The sequence below is a fragment of the Methanobrevibacter sp. genome, from assembly GCF_045646205.1.
GTDB lineage: Archaea > Methanobacteriota > Methanobacteria > Methanobacteriales > Methanobacteriaceae > Methanocatella.
Genome location: NZ_JAZRKF010000029.1, coordinates 39,227 through 60,015, shown reverse-complemented (window position 1 = coordinate 60,015; position 20,789 = coordinate 39,227). Strand labels below are relative to the sequence as shown.

Genomic DNA, 20,789 nt, shown 5'->3' with positions numbered 1-20,789 from the left:
GATAATTGAAGTTTGATATTGATAATATTGCTCATAATAATAAGTTAAGCGAAACTAATGCATATGTTAAGATTATAATATCAATTTCAATAATGCTCATTACATTATTTATGAATAATCTTTATTTGGATTTATTCGTTTTATTATTGATGAGTGTTTTAGTGGTTGTTATTGCAAGAGTATCTTTAAGAAATTATCTTAAATTTTTATCAATTCCTGTGGCTTTTGCAGTTATTAGTTGTATATTTTTAGTATTCTTTTTTACTAATACTAATACCAGTACAGTAATATATGATACAGGTTTTTGGGGAATTGTAGTAACTCAAAATTCTCTAGATTTGGGAGTTAATACTTTCTTCCGTGCTATGGCATGTTTTTCATGTTTAGGGTTTTTAACTTTAACAACGCCAATAGCTAATATCTTACAATGTTTATATAAATTAAAAGTACCTGTAATTTTCATTGATATTTCACTTTTAATGTATAATACTATATTTATTTTCTTAGACCAGCTATTTACTATGAGAAATGCACAGGAAACTAGATTAGGTTATGTGGGAACAAAAAGTACTTATAAATCTCTTGGATTTTTATTTAGTAATTTGTTTTTCAGATCTCTTGATAAAAGTGAAACATTACAATGTTCTTTGGATTCAAGATGTTATCAAGGTTATTTACCAGTATATAAACCTAAAAGGAGGAATAAATAATGTTAAAAGCAGAAAATTTGAGTTATTCTTATGATGATGGTACTCAAGCTCTTAAAAATGTTAATTTGGAAGTAAAGAAAGGAGAAATTGTAGCTCTTCTCGGAAAAAATGGTGCAGGAAAATCAACATTATTTTTACACTTTAATGGAATTTTAAAACCTACTAAAGGTCGTATTTTAATCGAGGGCGAAGAATTAAAATATGATAAGAAGAATTTAGTCAAATTCAGACAAAAAATAGGTATAGTTTTCCAAAATCCTGATGATCAGTTATTTGCACCAACTGTAGAGGAAGATGTTGCTTTTGGTCCTTTAAATTTAGGTTTGGAGATGGATGAAGTTCAGGACCGTGTGGAAGATGCCTTAAAGAAAGTGGGTATGGATGGTTTTGAGAAAAAAGCACCGCATCATTTAAGTGGGGGGCAAAAAAAGAGAGTAGCTATTGCAGGAATTCTTGCAATGAAACCTGATATTATGGTTTTAGATGAACCAACTTCCGGGCTCGACCCTAAAGGTGCTTCAGATATACTTAAGTTATTATATGAGTTAAATGGAGAAGGAATGACTATTATAATTTCAACACATGATGTGGATTTAGTGCCAATATATTCATCAAAAATCTACGTAATCAGTTCAGGTGAAATTATTAAAAGTGGAACTCCAAAAGAAGTATTTTTCGATGTTGATTTAATAAGAAGTGCAAATTTAAGACTTCCACGTGTAGCACACTTATTTGAAATATTGGAAAAAAGGGATGGCTTTAATTTTAATGGTGAGTACCCATTGACTATTTCGCAAGCTAGACGATTAATTAATGGAAATTAAATTTTTTTTTTAAATTACTCATTTTAATAAAAATTATTACGATTTTATTACGGGTGTAATACTTTTTTTCTAAAAACTATTTTTACAAAATATGTATATATTAATATTTACATATTTCATTAATAAGGTGAAGTTTATGAGGATTGGAATTTGTGATACTACATTTGCTCGTTTTGATATGGCATCAGCTGCTATCGATGAGCTTAAAAATAACGCTTATGATTTAAAGATAATTCGTGAAACAGTTCCTGGAGTAAAAGACTTACCGGTGACCGCTAAAATCCTCATAGAAGAGGAAAATTGTGATATTGTAATGGCATTGGGTATGCCGGGACCTATGGAAAAAGATAAGATGTGTGCTCATGAAGCATCAACAGGCCTTATCAATGCACAGCTAATGACAAATACTCATATATTGGAAGTTTTTGTTCATGAAGATGAAGAGGAAGACCCTGTCGAGCTAAAAAAACTTGCTGAAAACAGGGCTCGTGAACATGCTCAAAATTTAATCAAGATGATGTATCATAGAAAAGCTATGAGAAAAGAAGCAGGAATGGGAATGCGTGAAGGAAAAGAAGATGCAGGCCCATTATAAAGGTGTAAAATGGAAAATGAAATAACTATGGAAGATAAAAATGCAACTTATGTTGTTCTTCCTGCATATAATGAAGCGACAAGAATCAGACCAGTTCTTGAAGATATAGCTCGTAAAGGTTATAATATGGTCATTGTTAATGACGGATCTTCAGACAACACTTTGGAAGTCATTAAACAGGCGAAAAAAGAATTTCCCGATAAAATTCATATTTTTTCTCTAATGCTTAATCGTGGAGTTGGAATAGCTACTCAAACAGGTTTTGAAGCCGTTTTAAAATTCAATCCAAAATATGTTGTTAGTATGGATTCTGACGGACAGCATTCTGCTGATGATTTGGATGAAGTAATAAAACCTCTGGTCTCCGGTGAGGCTCAAGCCGTAATTGGTGTAAGGCCTTTTAAAGACATGCCGAAAACTAGAAGTTTTGCAAATTCAATCATGAACATTTTAACAAGGATATTCTATAGGGTTAATGTAAGTGATTCCCAAACTGGCTTTAGAGCAATAACCGTTGAGGCATTAGATAAAATTTCAATTAACGCTACAGGTTATCTTATATCTTCCGAATTTATACGTGAAATTAATGATAATGATATTCCATTTGCAGAAGTACCAATTCAAACAATTTACACTCCTGAAACTCAGGCTAAAGGAACAAATATCAAGGTAGCATTTAAAATTCTGTTCCAAATGATAAAACATCAATTTTAAGGTGAAAAAATGTATTTATATGCTTTAATATTTCCAATAATTTCTATAATTGCCATTCTCTGGTTTATTACTAGATACTTTAAAGGAAAAAATTCATTCATGACTGTACTTTTATGGTCACTATTTTGGATTGTTGTTAGTCTATTTGCAATTTTTCCAAATATAAGTATTACATTTGCACGATTATTTGGTATAACCCGTGGTTTGGATTTCATAATTATTTTAGTATTTGTCGTATTGTTTTACACAGTTTTAAAATTATATTTCATCGTTGATAAAATGCAAAATGACATAAATACTCTTGTTAAGGAAATTGCATTAAATAATGAAATTAATTTAGATGATGAGGAAGAATAATATTTATGATTTATTTTAGAGGATGCACTGCACGCGAAAAAGAAACATCAATCTCTGATGCTACTGAAGAATTATTAAAGCTGGCTGGTGTTGAATATAGGGTTTTGGATGATGAAAAATGCTGCGGATCAGTATTGCTCCGAACAGGCTTTATTGAAGAAGCTCAAGAACAGATTCAAAAAAACACTGAAATTTTATCAGATGAACTAATTTTAACATCCTGTGCGGGATGTTATAAAACCCTAAAACAGGATTATAATAATTTGGATGTAATTCACATTTCTCAATTTTTAAGTCAATTGATTGATGAGAACAAATTAAACTTCCATAAAAAGAATTTGAATGTTACATATCATGATTCCTGTCATTTGGGAAGACACTGCAATATATTTGATGAGCCGAGAAATGTCATTTCAAAAATAGCTAATTTGATAGAAATGGAAAATAATCATAAAAACAGCTTTTGCTGCGGTGCCGGCGGTGGAGTAAAATCTGCCTATCCTGAAATTGCATCTCAAATGGCAGATTCCAGAATTTCTCAGGCAATTGATACTGGTGCAGACTTATTGGTTACACCATGTCCATTTTGCAAGCTTAATTTAAAAGACCGTGGTCTTGATGTTTTGGATTTAACTGAATTTTTAGTAAAATACGGCGGTGATTAGATGAAAAGCAGTGAACTTGAAACGATGAGAAAATCATTCAATACTGTCAAGTCAAGATCATCTGAAATTAAGGACTCACCTCAAGTTAAACGACTTGAAAAACGTGTCCGTGAAATCAAAAAATATTCCATTGAAAATTCTTCTGATTTATATGAAGAAGCTGTTGAATCATTCAAAAGAAATGGAATTGACGTTGAGTTTGCCGAAAGCAAAGATGATGCCATTGATATTATTTTGGATTTGATTAATGATATTGATAATAAGGTCATTGCAAAAGCAAAGTCTAATACTTTGGGTGAAATTGATTTAAAAAAGAATTTGGCAGATAAAAATTGGGATGTTGTAGAAACTGATCTTGGTGATAGGATATTACAACTTAAAAAAACCGATAATAAACCGGTTCATCCAACAGGACCAGCTTCTCATTTAAATATTTCCGAGATAACTGATATTGTAAACGATTCACTTGACAGCAATGTAAATCCTGTTGCCCGTGAAATCATGGAACTTGTAAGACAAGATGTGCTAAATCGTCTTGAAAATGCAAGTGTAGGTATATCAGGTGCCAATGCTATAGCTGCCGAGGAAGGGTCATGCATAATGGTTCACAATGAGGGTAATATTTCAATAGTTTCACTGAAAGATTTACATATAATCGTAGCTGGAATTGATAAAATTGTACCTTCTTTGGAAGATGCAGTTTCTGTTTCAAAACTTGAAACTGTCTATGCTACCGGAAACTATGTAACTTCATATATGAATGTAATATCCGGACCGTCAAAAACTGCAGACATTGAAAAGAAATTGCTTAAAAATATGTATGGTGCCGAAAAGGTTGTTGTTATACTTCTAGACAATGGACGAAGTTCTGCAAGTGAGGAATGCCTGTGGTGTATCGGCTGTGGAAACTGTGTAGTTCACTGTCCGGTCTATAATGCAGTCGGAAATGAGTTCGGATTCAACAATTACCTTGGGGGAAGAGGTGTTGCAATGTCAAAATTCATTGAAGATGATGAGACATGTTATAATTCAGGCCTTTACATGTGCACATTATGTGGTTTGTGTACGCTGAATTGTCCAGTATCTATTCCAACCAATGAAATAATCGAAAACATGAGAAAATTATCTTCTGAAGTCGGATTTTATCCTAGAGTTCATGGAAAAATAAAAGATAATGTCACTAAAAACGATTCTCCTTATTAATGCAATATATTAGTTATTTTTTCTACAATCTCTTTTAACTGTTTTTTTTCGCATAATTCGATTAATGCCAAGTGAATTCATTATCATATCGGTGCATGTCAGTTCAGTGACAGCCAATAAAATAACCGTAGTTCCAAAAAGAGGTTTTTAATAATCTCTTAATTAAATCTTTTCTTCTTTTGAAAAGAATTCATCAAAAATCTCGATTTCTTTTTAACTTTTCATAAGGCATACACTTATAAAGAAAGAAAACCAAATATAAATATATTATATTTTAATATTATAAACGGAGGAAATACATGCTTCTATTAATTAGTCCTATAAACCATGAAGAAGCTCTTGAATCTATTAAAGGTGGAGCAGATATTGTTGATGTAAAAAATCCTAAAGAGGGATCTTTAGGTGCTAATTTCCCTTGGGTTATTAAAGAGATTAGGGAATTAACTCCTGAAGACAAGTTAGTCAGTGCTACTTTAGGTGATGTGCCTTATAAACCAGGTACAGTTTCTCTTGCAGCAATGGGAGCTCACGTTTCAGGAGCAGACTATATTAAAGTAGGATTATATGGAACCAAAAACTACGATGAAGCTGTTGAAGTTATGAAAAACGTATCTAAAACTGTTAAAGATGTAAGTCCGGATACTATTGTAGTAGCTGCCGGTTATGCTGATGCTCATCGTGTTGGTGCTGTTGATCCTATGGAAATTCCAAAAATAGCTCGCGATGCAAACTGTGATTTGGCAATGCTGGATACTGCTGTAAAAGATGGCCATACTTTATTTGATTATTTAGATATGGATAAGTTAACTGAATTCGTTGAAGAAGCTCATAGTTATGATTTAAAAACCGCTCTTGCAGGATCTGTTAAAAAAGATCAATTAAAACCATTACATGATATTGGTTGTGATGTGGTTGGTATTAGAGGAGCTGCCTGTGTTGGCGGTGACCGCAATACCGGTAAAATCCATCATACTGCTGTAGCTGAGTTAAAAGAATTATGTGATTCATTTTAAGTAGGTGTTTTTAATGTTTTCTAAAAAAGTTCAAGAAGCAAGAATGTCTTATACATTTGATGATTTTTTACTTACTCCTAATGCTAGCCGTGTAGAGCCAAAGGATATTGACACTACTGTTGAATTGTCCAAAGGTATAAAGTTAAATATCCCTATTTTAAGTGCTGCTATGGATACCGTTACTGAATCCGACCTTGCTATAGCTATGGCACAGGAAGGTGGTATTGGAGTAATTCACAGAAACATATCATTGGAAAAACAAGTTGAAGAAGTTAAAAAGGTTAAAACTGCTGAAGACTTAACTATCCGTGATGTTGTAACCATTACTCCTGATTCAACTATCATGGATGTTCAAAATAAAATGCAGGACGAATTAATCAGCGGTCTTCCTGTTGTTGATGGTGATAAGATTATTGGTATTATCTCCAAAAGAGATATCAGGCCAGTTTTAAAATCAGAACCTAACAAAACAGTTAAAGACATAATGACCTCTGATGTTGTTACTGTTGAAGAACCGATTACTGCTGAAGAAGCTTTAAATATTGCTTATGAAAACAAGGTTGAAAGATTGCCTGTTCTTCATGATGGAAAATTGGTAGGAATCATTACAATTAAAGATATTTTAAATCAGGCACAATACCCTAATGCTGCACGTGATAAAGACGGGAATTATTTGGTTGCTGCAGCCTGTGGACCATTTGATTTGGAACGTGCAATTGCACTTGATGAAGCAGGTGCAGATATCATTTCAATTGACTGTGCTCACGCTCACAATTTAAATGTTGTTGATTACACTCAAACCATTAAGGAAAATATCAATGCTGAATTATGTGTCGGTAACATTGCAACTGCTGAAGCGGCTGAGGACTTAATAGCTAAAGGCGTAGATGCTCTAAAAGTCGGTATCGGTCCGGGTTCAATGTGTACCACCCGTATTGTTGCAGGTGTTGGTGTACCTCAGCTCACTGCAATTTCTGATGTTGCTGATGTGGCAGCTGACCATGGCATTCCTGTTATTGCAGACGGAGGTATAAGATACTCAGGTGATGTAGCTAAAGCTATCGGTGCAGGTGCAGATGCAGTAATGTTAGGTAATTTGCTTGCAGCATCCTACGAAGCTCCAGGTGACGTTGTTGTTATGAACGGTAAACAATACAAAAAATACCGTGGAATGGGATCAATGGGAGCTATGACCAGTGAATTTGATGGCGGTGCTGACAGATACTTCCAAGGTTCTAAAAGTAAAATGAACCACACAAAATATGTTCCTGAAGGAATTGAAGGTGCAGTACCATACAGAGGAACTGTTTCAGAAATTTTATTCCAATTAGTTGGTGGTTTAAAATCTTCAATGGGATACTGTGGAGCTGAAGATATCGCTGACATGCAGAAAAAAGCTAAATTCGTAAGAATTACCAGCAGCGGTATTAAAGAGTCACATCCTCATGATCTGTTAATCACTAATGAAAGTCCTAATTATCACTCTTTCGATTAGGATATCAGGTTTATATCTGATGGTATTTTGAGAAAATACATTATTTTTCTTAAAATTTCCATTAACTTTAAATATAATGTAATACAATATTATTACATTAGATAATTTTATGATTGTTTTTAATCATGGTAAATCTAAATGATTTACATTTTTTATTATTATTTTTATAGAATGGAGAGAAATTAAAATGGCAAGAACTAAAAAAGTTGGTATTACAGGTAGGTTCGGTGCAAGATACGGAAGAAAAGCAAAAAGATCTGTTAAAATCATCGAAGAAAACATGAAAAAAAATCATGTTTGTCCTAAATGTGATAGACCTTACGTAAAAAGACAAGCTGCTGGAATTTGGAAATGTAGAAAATGTGGTGCTGTATTCACCGGTGGAGCTTATGTTCCTCAAACCCCTATGGCTAAATCTGCAGCACGTAGTATCAGAGACATTAAAGTGGAGGAATAGTCCTTGTATAAGTGTCCACGCTGTGGAACAGAAGTAGATCAAAAAAGCTACATGGACAATAAATGTCCTAACTGTAGATATAGGATTTTATTCAAAAATGTTCCAGAAGTAACCCGTTGGGTATCTGCAAGTGTTCCTGACGGAAATATGGTCAACAGAGTCGGCCTTAAAAAATAGATTTAAATCAAGATTTTTATCTTGTTTTATCTATAATATTTTTTTACTATTTTTGATTTAAATGTTAATTTCAACTTCTAGAAAGCCTTCTCAAAAAACAAGAAAGTTTTGTAAAAATTTAGCTCATTCAACGGATTCCACATCTGTTAATAGAGGAAAAATGAATATGAGAGAACTTTTATTAAGGGCTCTCGATGAAGATGAAGTTAATTTAGCTATTGTTAATGAGATTAAAGGAAATCCCAGTAGGATTACTTTTTACTCCAATAAAGGAGAAGTATTACTTACTATTTTAATCAGTGTTACAACCACAAACGAAAGAATCAATATTTCTCCGTCACAATTGAAAATAGTCAGTGAAGTTCAAAAGTTAAACTGCTTAAGTGATATTTTGGGCTTTGAATTAGTTGATAAGGCAGACGGTAATTATATTCATATTACTAGTGGATATGAGGACTTAATAGCTAAAATAAATTTCATTAATAAATTTGGAGATAAACTTGATTTCCAGATTAATGTTAAGAAGATTTTAGATAAAGATGATTGATAATAGTCCTTTAGAGTCTGTAAAAAGTCAGATTAATATTGAGTTTGATAATTCCGCTCAAGCCAAAATCATTTATGATTCAATTATTTTGGAATTTGAAACGGCTCCTGATTACAGATCCTCTATGAATTTAACTCTTGATGATAACAGCATCATTATTGATATTGATGCTCAGGATTCAACATCATTTAGAGCTTCCATAAATTCTGCAATTAAGTGGATTAATTTATCATTACAAATAAATAATTTAACAAATATATAAATTAAAAGGTGATTATATGGAAATTCCTGAAAATATACAACAGCAATTAAATCAGTTTCAACAGTTACAACAACAGGCTCAAGCTGTAACCATGCAAATTCAAACTGTTGAAGTTCAAATTCAAGAAACTGAAAAAGCATTAGAAGAATTAAAAAATACTGATGAAAATACTGAGGTATTCAAACAAGCGGGTAATTTACTCATTAAAGTAGATTATAAAGATGCTTTAGATGATGCTGAAGATAAGTTAGAAACTCTCAAGTTAAGAAAACAGACTATGGCTCGTCAAGAAGAAAGAGTCATGAAAAAACTTGAAGAAATGCAAACTAACATTCAAGCTGCTATGCAAGGAATGGCTCCTAATGGAGCTTAATTTCTATTCTTTTTTTAGATTATTATGTCCAAACTTAAAAAATTATCCTCTGAGGATTTAGATACCATCTCAACAGATTTTGGAGAAATTCTTGAAGTTGAAGTTTCCAAAGTCATTTCAACCAAAGAACTTGAAGACCTGGATTTGGATATTGAAATCAATTATGAAAATGATCAGCTGGATGTTGATGTTGATTTAGGCGTTTCATTTGATGAGTTATCTGAAATCAATCAGGATATGTTAAATGAAGCTATTGATGAAGCTTATTTGAAGTTTGATTCATATATAGATGAAAATTTCAGAGAATAATTATTTTTTTTAAACCATGTAGTATTACTTATTATTATTTTTTTATTATATTAAGTAATACTTTTTTATAAAAAAGTATTTATACTATTAAAACAAACTATAATATAGGTTTGAAGTCAATTATTAACAGATAGCTTAGCAATCGGATGAACACAAAATTTTTTCTGTCTTTCAAAATTCCCTCTTTCGAACTTCAAACTTTTTCTTATTTTTTTATTTTTATTTTACAAGTTGGTTTTAGTTTTTTCAATTAATTTTTAAAAAGTATTACTTTTGAATAAGATTTTACATACCTAATGACTTTTTTCAAGAGAACTTTATAGATTTTCGGTATTTTTAAAGTACGATTTTTTAAAAAATATATTGTATGTTATATATTTCTTTAATTTGTTTAAAAAAAATATTTAATTTTATATAATAATTTATAATTTTTTGATTTAATTAAAATTTATTTATTCAAGTATAATTTAATTTTTTTAAATTATAGGTAACTTTATATACTATGATATTATACATATTATACAAGGGTTAAAAATCATATTTTTTATACTCTCCCCTAAATTGATCATTATTTTTAATTTTCAAAATTAGGCTAAAATTTATTTTTTAGTCTAATTTTCCTCCTATTGTTTTTTGCTTTTTTTTTAAAAATATTAAATACTGCATTAATTAAATTAATAATTAAGGTGATAATTTGATTAAAAAGATACCTGTTTTAGATTTAAAAGATGGTCAAGCAGTAAGTGGTAAATCTGGTTTAAGAGATACATATCAACCATTGCAAACAGTATTCGCACCATCATCCAATCCTGTTGAAATTGCTCAGGGATTAAAATTAAATGGGGCGGATGAACTATATATTGCAGACTTGGATCTTATTGAAAGCAATGGCCACAATATCAATGAAATCAAAATGGTCAACACAATCATTCCTGTAATTTTGGATGCGGGAATAAAAAATGCAGAATCATTTCCGTTTTTCCTGGATTATGCCTTTAAAATCATCATCCCAACCGAAACATTGGAAAGCTTAGATGACTTATATGAAATCTGCGCCAAATATCCAAAAGAAAGAATTGTCATAAGCGTTGATGTTAAAAATGATGAATTATATTCCAAAAACCTGGATTTAACTCTTGAGGAATTTAAGGATGTATTAATTGATATTGATGTATCACAAATAATTCTTTTAGATATCAGTGGTGTTGGAACTGAAAAAGGATACAATGAAAAATTATTAAAAGAATTCGATGATTTAAAAGATAAGATAATAATGGCCGGCGGATTGAATAAGGACTCCATTGATGAATTGGAAAAATTAGGTATAAAAAAAGTATTGGTAGGAACAGGCCTACATTCAGGTGAAATAAATATTATCTAAATCAGTGCACTTAAAACAACATAAGGGAAGGCACACGCTACAACAAATAATACAATGCCTAATCCAAGTTTAGGGTTGTTATCATCCAAGATACCGGACATTACAAATAATAATCCGAAAAATCCGAAAAATACAGGTAATATGTGAGAAAATATTGTTGTTCCAGTTATCGCCATTTTTAATCACTAATATTCTTTTAATTTTTAAATTATATAAATCTAATCATATATTCATTATCTTTAATCTTTTTCTTTTATTTGTAAGTTGCTTGATAATTCTAATTATTAAAACATCTGGATAATAATTAATTGTTATTTGAACTAACTTTTTTATTCTATTAATGTTAAATTAAATAATTATGAGAATTGATACGCATCATCATCACAAAAAAGCCGGAAAGAACCTGGCTTTTGTATTTTTCATGAATCTTGCATTTAACATAATTGTCATTGCCGGGGGACTTGCAACCAACAGTATGGCAATTCTGGCAGACTGTATTCATGACATGTCAGATACGATTTCAATAGCTATTGCATGGCTTTTAGAGAAAATATCTCAAAAGGATTCATCTGATAGCTATTCTTACGGATATCAAAGATTTTCAATTCTCGGTGCGGTCATCACTTCTATTTTTGTAATCATCATGGCATTTGTAATACTTTCGGAGGCAATTCCAAGACTGTTTAATCCAGAAGGCGTTGATGCCGGAGGAATGCTTGTAGTTGCCATTATCGGATTAATATTTAAATCAATTTCTGTCTGGAAGCTTCATGATGGAGAGACATTCAATGAAAAGGCTATTCTATTCCATCAGCTTGGAGATGTATTTGAATGGGTTGCAATTTTAATACTGAGCATAATTTTAATCTTTTGGGATGGAGCGCCTTATTTGGACCCCTTCATTTCAATTGGTATTGCATTGTGGTTAATATTCAACCTGGGAAGAAACCTGTACAAATCAGTTCAGGTATTGCTTCAAAAAACGCCGGATAATTTTGATGTTGATGAATTTAAAACCAGTATCCTGGCAATTGAAGGAATTAATGCAATAGATGATTTTCATATCTGGTCACTTGACGGCATTGATTCAGTCATGACACTTAAAGTAGCTATTGATGAAACTCATAATCCGGAAAAGATTAAAAAAGAGATTTATAATATTTCAAATAAATATCATGTTGTAGATATTACAATAGAATTTGATTTTCATGACAATAGTTAGCATTGGTCCGGTTACTCAGGACCTAATAATCACAAAGAATAAAAAAGAATCAAAAACTGGGGGAGCCGTTTATTTCCAGTCATTTGTTTTTGAGGAGTTTTACCTAGACTATCTAATCGTCACAAACTGCTCAGATACAGGTTTAATCAAGGATTTTCCAGATAAAAGTAAAGTCAAATTAATTGAAAAAGACGAAACCCATTATTTTATCAATGATTATCCAAATAATGATGATTTTCGCATTCAGTCAAGCAATTTTGCAAATATTTCCATCACTAAAAAAGATTTGGAAAATGTTTTTCCTGAAAATATTGATGCTTTTATTATAAACCCATTGAATGCATTTGATTTTCCAAAAGAAACTATTGATTATTTAAAAAGCTTTAATGCACCTATCTTTATGTCTCTTCAGGGATTTTTAAGATATCCAAATGAAAAAATAGGCGATAAGTATTCCATAAAGCTGAAGTTAACCTCTGATGTTAAAGATATTATTCGTGATATTGACGGGCTTTTTTTAGATGAAAGTGAAGCATTAATATTATTTGAAAACAGTGACTGTAAAGAATTTAATATTAATGAAATTATTATTACTAACGGTTCTAAAGGCTCAAGAGTCATTTCAGATGATGAATATAAGATTGAAGCTGTCAAAAATGATAATGTAGTTGACTCCACAGGTTGCGGAGACACTTATATGGCAGCCTATATTTCAAAAAAATTAACCAGCAAATCCATTTTAAAATCAGCCAATTTCGCATCAAAAATAGCCAGTGATAAACTATCCTTTTTTGGACCATTTAAAAGCGATAATTAATAATAAGTAAACTTTATTAATTACTGTGTTAATAATTATATATGATTTAAAGAATTTTTAAAAATAAATGATCATCATGTTGTCCAATTCATCTAATAATAATAAAATTGAAAAGGAGTTTGAAAACTTACGTAAGGAGTTACTGGATTTAACTTTAAGAAATCAGCTGCTTAATTTCAAGTCCAGGGCTAAAACTATCAAAATCAATAACCAAACTCCGATTAATATCTTCCAAACATTGGTTTTACAGGAAAACAAAATGTATTTCGTATCCAATAAAAAGGATAAGAAGGAAGAGAAATCTTCAGTTTGGGACCATATTCCATTTGATTTCAGTAAGTTTTCAGAAGGAAATAAAAAGCTTGAGGTTGATTTAACTCCAAATGAGCTCCAAAAGAGATTGTATTATATTAATAACCAGGCTAAAACAATGCTTCAGGAGCAGGGTTACAATATTTTATACCTGGCTGTCGGTTTTTTAGAATGGATTGACAAATCCAAACCAAGACAAACTAATAAGGCTCCTTTGGTTTTGATTCCGGTTTCCATGGAGAGAAAAAAAGTAGGTGAATCATTTAATTTGGAATGGACTGGAGAAGATATTCAAACCAACATTTCCCTTAAGGCAAAACTTCTTGAAGGGGGCATTGAACTTCCAGATTTTGAATTCAAGAAATATGGTGAAGTGATAGATCATTATATTGAAAAAGTAAAACATGCTGTTCACAAGATGGAAAACTGGAGAGTCAATCATGAAATAGCCTTAGGTTTCTTTAGTTTTACAAAATTTGTAATGTATAATGATTTAAATCCTGATAGCTGGGCTGCAAATGTTGATTTAACCAAAAATGAATTGATTCAGGCAATATTCAACCCTGCAAAAAATAATGTTGAAGCATTCAATGAAGAGGATATTGACTCACAGCTTCAATATCAGTCAATGTATCAGGTTTTAGATGCTGATTCATCACAAATTGCTGCAATACAGGACGTTAAGGCAGGAAGAAATCTCGTTGTGGAAGGACCGCCGGGAACAGGTAAATCACAAACTATCGTTAATTTAATCGCTGAATTGCTTGCAGAAGGCAAATCAGTCTTATTCGTATCAGAAAAAATGGCAGCATTGGATGTTGTAAAAGACAGACTTACCAATGTGGGTCTTGGAAAATTTGTTTTGGAGCTTCATTCACACAAAACAAGACGTAAAAAGTTCCTAAAAGACCTTCAAAAGGCAACTACAGTAAGGGCTGTCGACACTTTAAATATCGACCAGACCATAAGAAAGCTTGAAACCTTAAAAATACAGCTGGACGATTATGCAAGTGTTATTCACAGACCAGTATCTGCTGTTAATTTATCCGCATTCCAATTATATGGTATGAAGGAAGCGGCTGACGACCATTTTTCACGCAAACAAAGCATAATGCCTTTGGTGAGATTCAACAATCCAGAATCAATAACGTTAAAGGATTTGGATGACATTATCTTGTCTTTGGAAAGTGTTGCTGAGTTGTATCAGACCATTTCAAAGGAAAATCCTTGGAGCAAATGCTCTCCTAAGAGTTTGCTTCCAGGTGATTTAAGAGAAATAGAAATGTTAATTAACGATACATTAAAATCTCTTGATGCATTCCTGGTTGAACGTGGAAGAGTTTATGACATTTATGGTATTAAAAAGCCAGAAACCTTAAATGAATTTAAGAAATCCCTTTCCGCATTTGATATTATTAAAACTCAAAATTCAGAATTGATTGATGCTCAAATATTGAAATCCGGTGCATGGGACAATAATAATGATGACCCTTACAGATTAATACAGGAATTGGCCAAATATCAAAGGGTTGCAGGAGTATTGGATAAGTTCAATCCAAATATATACCATGCAGACATCGACAGGATAATCTATGAACTGAATGAACTCTCTCATAAGAAATTCCGTTTCTTTAAGGGCAATCAGCATCTTGAGCTTGTTGAAAGATATTATAACTATCCTGTTCAGGACGATATAGGCACTATCATTGATGACTTAACTCGAGCGAAAGCAGCCATAAGACTTAAAAAGAATTTGGAAGCTAATGAACAATTGGCTAAAAGATATTATGGTGGATATTGGCATTTAAATGCTGATGTTAATGATTTAAAAGCTATTGCCCAGTGGATGACTCAGTTTACTTCACTTACAAACGAAGGAATATTTTCACAAAATACTATTGACATTTTATCAAAAGATTTATTTGACATTAATCCGGAAAGAGATTTGGTTGACTATATTGATTCAGGAAACGAATTCAGCAATGATTTGGATAAATTAAAATCAAAATTAAACCCAAGAAGTAAATTAATATTTAAAAAAGGTGCAAACGACGTTGCATTTGAAGAATGGCAATCACAATTATACAATTGGAGAGGACAGCTTTCAAGTCTCCATTTATGGTCCCAGTATCTGAATACTAAAAATTCACTCAAGGGAACCACTGCGGAGTTATTTGTTGATTCAATCGAAAAAAGAAACATTAAAAAAGATGATGTCAAATCACTGGTTGAAGGAAACTTTGCAGATTCCATGCTCAATATTTTATTTGTGGAAAACCATGAATTGGCCACATTTATCGGAGAATTGCATGAAAATAGAATTAGAGAGTTTAAGGATTTGGACAGAAAGATTTTAGTCCTGAACCGTAAAAGAATTTTCCATAAGTTAAACAGCAATATTCCACAGATATTCGGTGCAACCGAAAATCCTCAGGCAAAAGTGCTTGCAGGAGAGTTTACCAGAAAAAGCGGACATCTCCCTGTTAGAAAATTATTGGAAAAAGCAGGAGGAATGATTAAACAGATTAAACCATGTTTCATGATGTCTCCGTTATCCGTTGCACAGTATCTTGATCCAACCAACGAAGAATTGCAGTTTGATGTAGTTATTTTTGACGAAGCAAGTCAGGTAAAACCAGAAGATGCATTAGGTGCATTCATGAGAGGAAAAACTGCGGTTGTAATGGGAGATACCCAACAGTTACCTCCAACTTCATTCTTTGATCAGATGGCCAGTGGAGAAAGTGACGAAGAGGAGGCAACTTCTCTTGATATGGAAAGTATTCTGCATTTATGTAAATTATCCTTCCCGGTTAAAATGCTTAAATGGCACTACAGAAGCCGTCATGAATCATTAATTAACGTTTCCAATAAGGAATTTTATGATAACGAATTGCTCGTATATCCTTCACCTTCACATAATGACTCAGAATTGGGATTAAAATTCCATTATAATCCTGATACCGCATATGATAGAGGTTCATCATCTGCAAATCCGAAAGAAGCAGAAGATGTTGTTGAAGCGATATTTGACCATTTTGATAGATATGGTGATACTAAAAGTTTAGGTGTCGGAACATTTTCCGTTGCTCAAAAGAATGCGATTTTGGAAAAATTGGAAGAAAGACGCCGTGAAAGACCTGAATTCGAACCCTTATTCTCAGAAAATAAAGATGAAAGATTCTTTGTTAAAAACCTTGAAACCATTCAGGGAGATGAAAGGGACGTTATTTTAATCAGTGTAGGATACGGTTTTGACAATGAAAGAAAAATGTCCTTAAACTTCGGTCCGCTAAATCAGGATGGTGGTGAGAGAAGATTAAATGTACTGATTACACGTGCAAGACAAAAATGTGTTGTATTTTCCAACTTTAAAGCTTCAAGCATGAAATTAACTGCAAATCCTCCTCACGGTGTAAGGGCATTGAGAGAATTTTTGGAGTATGCTGAAAACTTAACTATGGGTACTCATACTGGAGAAGAACATACTTCAGCACCATTTGAAGATGCTATAGCAAGTTTTCTTGAAGAAAACGGTTATATTGTTGATAAACAGATTGGATGTGCAGGATTCAGGGTGGATTTAGCTATTGTTGATGAAGAAAACCCTGGAAAATATATTTTGGGAATCACAACTGACGGAAAAATGTATGCATCCAGTAAAGTTGCACGTGACCGTGACAGACTCCGTGAACAGGTACTTGAAGGCCTGGGATGGAAACTTTATCATTTATGGTCTACTGACTGGTATAGAAACCGTGATTTGGGACGTAAAAAATTATTGGAATTCATTGAAAAATCCATTAAAGAAACCCGTAAAGAACAAAAAATAGCTCGTGAAAAAGAAGAAAAACGTAGGATTGAGGCTGAAAAAAGAGCTGAAGAATTAAGAAGAAAACGTGAAGCGGAGCTTGAAGAACAAAAGAAAAAAGAAGCTGAAGAAAAAGCAGCAGCTCTTGGAGACAATGTGGAAGTAATATCTCCGGACGGCCTTGACTTCGATGATGATATAATATTTGTAAGCAAAGATTCTGAAGATGACTTTGATGATGACGGCATAGAATTTATCCATGAAGAGTCTCCTAGTGAGTTTGTTGAAGCGGAAGATGAACCTAAGGAAGATATTAAAGTAAAATCTCCTAGTGAGTTTGTTGAAGCTGAAGAGGATGTTAAAGATGATATTAATGCAGCAGCCCCTAGTGAGTTTGTTGAAGTGGATGAAGAATCCAGTGCCTTTGATGACTTTATATTCAAAGATGATTTAGAAGAACCTTCAGATGATGATAATCAAACTTCAGATATTGATGATGATTTAGAAGTCACTGATAAAGATGATTCTGATGATGGTATTGATTTGGAATCTGGTGATGATTTAGAAGTCGTTGATAAAGATGATTCTGATGATAGTATTGATTTGGAATCTGGTGATGATTTAAACGAACCTGATTCTATTGCGGATATATCTCTTGAAGATGATGAAATATCTGAAATTATAAATGAAAATTTAGATGAAAGCTTTGATAAAATTAACTCTTCAAATGGTGATGAAGAGGAATTAATTGATGAAGAAGAATCTGATGATATAAATATTGATGAATTTCTTGAAGAATTAACTGATGATGACTCAAATAATCATTTAGATGATGGTGGAGAAGATGAAGATACACTTGAAAGTGATAAAGACAGTAGCGAAGATGTTCCGTATACAGACGAAGAACTCACAGAAGAAATCCAAGAAGAATCCGAAGAAGAAATAGATGTGGATTCAGATTCTCCAAAAGTTAAATTTGGATCCAGCATTTCTAAAGTTGCTGGTGGTGGAATATTATCTTCAATTAAAAATAAATTTTCACGCTTTAGTGATGATGAAACTTCAGATGAAGAAGCAATGGACGAAGTGAGTGACATAATTAAAGATAAGCTAGAAAATGATGATGGCTTTATCTATGTTGACCACGATGATGACGAAATCATTGAAGATGATGATGTAGAGGACTCCATTGATGAAGAAATTATTGAAACTCCTGAAGAGGATATTGATGAAGAAATTACTAAAGAAAGTTCTGTAGATGATGAAATCATTGATGATACTCCTATAGAAGAGGAAATTGTTGAAGAGGAAATCATTGATGATACTCCTGAAGAGGAGGATATCGTTGAAGTTGATGATGTTGAAGAGGAAATCATTGATGATACTCCTGAAGAAGAAATTATCCCGGAACCTGTTAACAAAACAAGTAAAAAGCCTAAAGTTACTTTCAACAAATCCGCAGACAGTATAGATTTGGATGAACTCTCACCTGTTGAAGAAGAAGTTATTCATGATAATTTGGATGTTGAATCTGATGATGAAAAGATTGATTTAGATAAAGATTCTGATATTAAACATTCAAAAGACGAGGAAACTGTTGATTTGGGTTCTGACGATGATTATATTCATGTGGATCATGATGATGTTGAAACTGATGAAGAAATATCTCCAGATAATGAATCTGATGATGTAAAACCTGATGAGGATAAGGTTGATTTGGGTTCTGATGATGATTATATTTATGTAGATCACAGCAATGATGAAGAAAGTATTATTGATTATTCCGAGGATGAAAATGAACCTCCTGTTGTTGAGGTAAATCCTTTGAAAAATATTCTTTTCGGCGATAGAAAGCCAAAAAATCCGGATGGAATAAGTGAATCTAAATTTGCAAATGCCATTAAAGGCACTACCAAACTTAATTTAACTAAAGAAGAGGTTGAAACAGTCCATGGTGAGATTATTGATGATGATATGATTGACAATAGGCCTGCTCCTGAAGATGATGACGTGGTTGAAGTTGAAATCCTCTCCGGAGATTATAAAAGCAGGAATGTGGATGTCAATCCTCTTAAAGATATGAATGATGATGTAACTGAACAGGAAAATAATGACTTTGAAAATAGGAATAGGGTTGTGTTTAAAAGAAATGTTGATGGTGTATCTGAAATGACAAGAAAGAGAACTGTTAATGAAAATGATTTTAATCGTATAATTGATGAAGCTATTGATAACCATCCGGACGGCAGTCTTGATGATGAAGATATTTCTAATCTTGCTTCTGCATTAGTAAGTAAGGCATTTGATGATGTAATTTCTGATGCATTTAATGTAAAAGATGATGGATATAATCCAAGATATGAAGACAACTATGAAGATAATCAAGAAGATATTGTAAATAATGACATTAATGACGAGGATAGTCAAAAAGTAAATCCGATATCTACATCACCTGATGGAGTTACATATTATAAGGGCATTAATGACGTAAACAGCCCTTTAAGAAAAAATAATTTGTATTATGATGAGGACAAAAACAAAAATAAATCAGTTAAGGACTCCATCAGAAGCGGTATACGTGATATAAAGTATATTCGCAAATCCTTAAACGAAATCGAAAATCCGACACAGGTAGGATATGTTTCTGTTGTAGATAGAACTGAAGAATATGATGAAAGCGAATATCTAACTCCAATTCAGGATTATGAAGGCGAAGAATATGTCCCTCAGGATGAAGGATTAACATTTGCTGAAAAAGAGGAATTAAGATACGAACGTGAACTTCAAATGGAAAGACTTAAAAAAGAATTGTCCAGTGATGATGATACCATAGTCACTATCCATGAAGAGGAAAGGCGTGAAGATAGAAAAGATCAGGCTTTGGAAGACATTATTCAAATAGCTGATGAAGATTACAAGGAAATTGAAAAAGAGAGATTCAAAAGCAATAATACTTTAAAGGCCTTTGATGATAATAAGATTCCAAAAAGAGGTAAGGTTGAGGATGAAATTGTTGATTATAAGTTTGCAAGTGATTTTGGACTGAATTCACAGGACGATTTATTCAACAGGCCGATTGAAAAAGTATCCGAATCAATTAATGAAATCATATCTGTAGAAGGTCCTATTCATGTTAATGAGGTTGTAAAAAGAGTTAAAGACAGCTGTAATATTAAAAGAGCAGGCTCTAAAATGAAAAAGCAAGTTCAAAAAGCTATTAAAGAATCTGAAAAATCAGGAAATATTATAAGAATTGGAGACTTTTTATATGATGCCTCAAGCAATGACGTTGTTATCAGAAGAAGGGTAAAACCGAAAATAGATTTGATTTCAGATGAGGAAATCGCCAAAAACATTGAAACTATTCTCTCCCACAAGCAAAGTCTGACAACAGCCAGCTTAACAAGAGAAGTTTCACGCAATTTCGGTTTCAAATCAACTTCCCATAAAACATCATTTAAAATAAAAAGTGTACTGGACTCCATGATTGCAGAGGGTACTGTTAAATTATATAATGATATTGTTGAGCTCAATTAGGTATTTTA

At 32.4% G+C, this 20,789-nt stretch carries 19 protein-coding genes and 1 pseudogene; 19 read left to right on the top strand and 1 reads right to left on the bottom strand.

Annotated features, from left to right (window positions below):
* Positions 1-5 precede the first annotated feature (5 nt).
* The 16 genes and pseudogenes from cbiQ (at position 6) to ACKI44_RS05920 (ending at position 11,082) form a co-directional block, all read left to right on the top strand.
* Positions 6-710: a cobalt ECF transporter T component CbiQ gene (gene cbiQ / locus ACKI44_RS05995; protein WP_407422508.1), complete on the top strand. Its 705-nt coding sequence runs from the start codon at positions 6-8 to the stop codon at positions 708-710.
* Complete coding sequence (locus ACKI44_RS05990; RefSeq protein WP_407422506.1) at positions 710-1,534, top strand: ATP-binding cassette domain-containing protein; 825 nt, start codon at positions 710-712, stop codon at positions 1,532-1,534. Before cbiQ ends, ACKI44_RS05990 begins: the two co-directional genes overlap by 1 nt.
* Positions 1,535-1,670: 136 nt before the next feature.
* Complete coding sequence (gene ribC / locus ACKI44_RS05985; protein ID WP_292874556.1) at positions 1,671-2,129, top strand: riboflavin synthase; 459 nt, start codon at positions 1,671-1,673, stop codon at positions 2,127-2,129.
* Between the two features lie 9 nt (positions 2,130-2,138).
* Positions 2,139-2,843 carry a glycosyltransferase family 2 protein gene (locus ACKI44_RS05980; RefSeq protein WP_407422504.1) on the top strand — a complete coding sequence of 235 codons (705 nt, stop codon included), beginning with the start codon at positions 2,139-2,141 and terminating at the stop codon, positions 2,841-2,843.
* A gap of 9 nt (positions 2,844-2,852) precedes the next feature.
* Positions 2,853-3,200, top strand: coding sequence for a DUF2304 domain-containing protein (locus ACKI44_RS05975; protein ID WP_407422502.1), 348 nt, complete (start codon positions 2,853-2,855; stop codon positions 3,198-3,200).
* Between the two features lie 5 nt (positions 3,201-3,205).
* Positions 3,206-3,865 (top strand): (Fe-S)-binding protein, encoded by a 660-nt coding sequence (locus ACKI44_RS05970; RefSeq protein WP_407422500.1) that lies wholly within the window; start codon positions 3,206-3,208, stop codon positions 3,863-3,865.
* Complete coding sequence (locus ACKI44_RS05965; RefSeq protein WP_407422498.1) at positions 3,866-5,068, top strand: LUD domain-containing protein; 1,203 nt, start codon at positions 3,866-3,868, stop codon at positions 5,066-5,068. It begins immediately after the preceding gene.
* 299 nt (positions 5,069-5,367) lie between these two features.
* On the top strand, positions 5,368-6,081 hold the full coding sequence (locus ACKI44_RS05960; protein WP_407422496.1) for a (5-formylfuran-3-yl)methyl phosphate synthase: 714 nt from the start codon (positions 5,368-5,370) through the stop codon (positions 6,079-6,081).
* 13 nt (positions 6,082-6,094) lie between these two features.
* Entirely contained in the window at positions 6,095-7,576 is a 1,482-nt protein-coding gene (guaB, locus tag ACKI44_RS05955) for an IMP dehydrogenase (protein ID WP_407422494.1), read from the top strand.
* 187 nt (positions 7,577-7,763) lie between these two features.
* The gene (rpl37A, locus tag ACKI44_RS05950; RefSeq protein ID WP_292874571.1) at positions 7,764-8,033 is read left to right on the top strand and encodes a 50S ribosomal protein L37Ae; all 270 of its coding nucleotides are present in this window, start codon (positions 7,764-7,766) and stop codon (positions 8,031-8,033) included.
* Positions 8,034-8,036: 3 nt separating this feature from the next.
* Positions 8,037-8,162 (top strand): annotated as a pseudogene (locus ACKI44_RS05945) (DNA-directed RNA polymerase subunit P); the annotation flags it as partial.
* Positions 8,163-8,376: 214 nt separating this feature from the next.
* Positions 8,377-8,757 carry a ribonucleotide-diphosphate reductase subunit beta gene (locus tag ACKI44_RS05940; RefSeq protein ID WP_407422492.1) on the top strand — a complete coding sequence of 127 codons (381 nt, stop codon included), beginning with the start codon at positions 8,377-8,379 and terminating at the stop codon, positions 8,755-8,757.
* The gene (locus ACKI44_RS05935; RefSeq protein ID WP_407422490.1) at positions 8,750-9,019 is read left to right on the top strand and encodes a KEOPS complex subunit Pcc1; all 270 of its coding nucleotides are present in this window, start codon (positions 8,750-8,752) and stop codon (positions 9,017-9,019) included. Before ACKI44_RS05940 ends, ACKI44_RS05935 begins: the two co-directional genes overlap by 8 nt.
* 16 nt (positions 9,020-9,035) lie before the next feature.
* Positions 9,036-9,392 (top strand): prefoldin subunit beta, encoded by a 357-nt coding sequence (locus ACKI44_RS05930; RefSeq protein ID WP_303737637.1) that lies wholly within the window; start codon positions 9,036-9,038, stop codon positions 9,390-9,392.
* Positions 9,393-9,416: 24 nt separating this feature from the next.
* Complete coding sequence (locus tag ACKI44_RS05925; RefSeq protein ID WP_407422488.1) at positions 9,417-9,701, top strand: DUF3194 domain-containing protein; 285 nt, start codon at positions 9,417-9,419, stop codon at positions 9,699-9,701.
* A 694-nt stretch (positions 9,702-10,395) separates the two neighbouring features.
* Entirely contained in the window at positions 10,396-11,082 is a 687-nt protein-coding gene (locus tag ACKI44_RS05920) for a HisA/HisF family protein (protein ID WP_407422486.1), read from the top strand.
* On the opposite strand, the gene ACKI44_RS05915 is transcribed toward ACKI44_RS05920, so the two are convergent.
* The gene (locus ACKI44_RS05915; RefSeq protein ID WP_407422484.1) at positions 11,079-11,258 is read right to left on the bottom strand and encodes a hypothetical protein; all 180 of its coding nucleotides are present in this window, start codon (positions 11,256-11,258) and stop codon (positions 11,079-11,081) included. The two genes, ACKI44_RS05920 and ACKI44_RS05915, sit on opposite strands and share 4 nt — an antisense overlap.
* Positions 11,259-11,440: 182 nt before the next feature.
* Between ACKI44_RS05915 and ACKI44_RS05910 the strand changes: the two genes are divergently transcribed.
* The 3 genes from ACKI44_RS05910 to ACKI44_RS05900 all read left to right on the top strand — a co-directional run bounded on the left by ACKI44_RS05910 (position 11,441) and on the right by ACKI44_RS05900 (position 20,781).
* Positions 11,441-12,304 carry a cation diffusion facilitator family transporter gene (locus tag ACKI44_RS05910; protein ID WP_407422482.1) on the top strand — a complete coding sequence of 288 codons (864 nt, stop codon included), beginning with the start codon at positions 11,441-11,443 and terminating at the stop codon, positions 12,302-12,304.
* Positions 12,291-13,121 (top strand): PfkB family carbohydrate kinase, encoded by an 831-nt coding sequence (locus ACKI44_RS05905; RefSeq protein WP_407422480.1) that lies wholly within the window; start codon positions 12,291-12,293, stop codon positions 13,119-13,121. The genes ACKI44_RS05910 and ACKI44_RS05905 overlap by 14 nt, the downstream gene beginning before the upstream one ends.
* Positions 13,122-13,197: 76 nt before the next feature.
* Positions 13,198-20,781: a DUF3320 domain-containing protein gene (locus ACKI44_RS05900; RefSeq protein WP_407422606.1), complete on the top strand. Its 7,584-nt coding sequence runs from the start codon at positions 13,198-13,200 to the stop codon at positions 20,779-20,781.
* Positions 20,782-20,789: the final 8 nt, after the last annotated feature.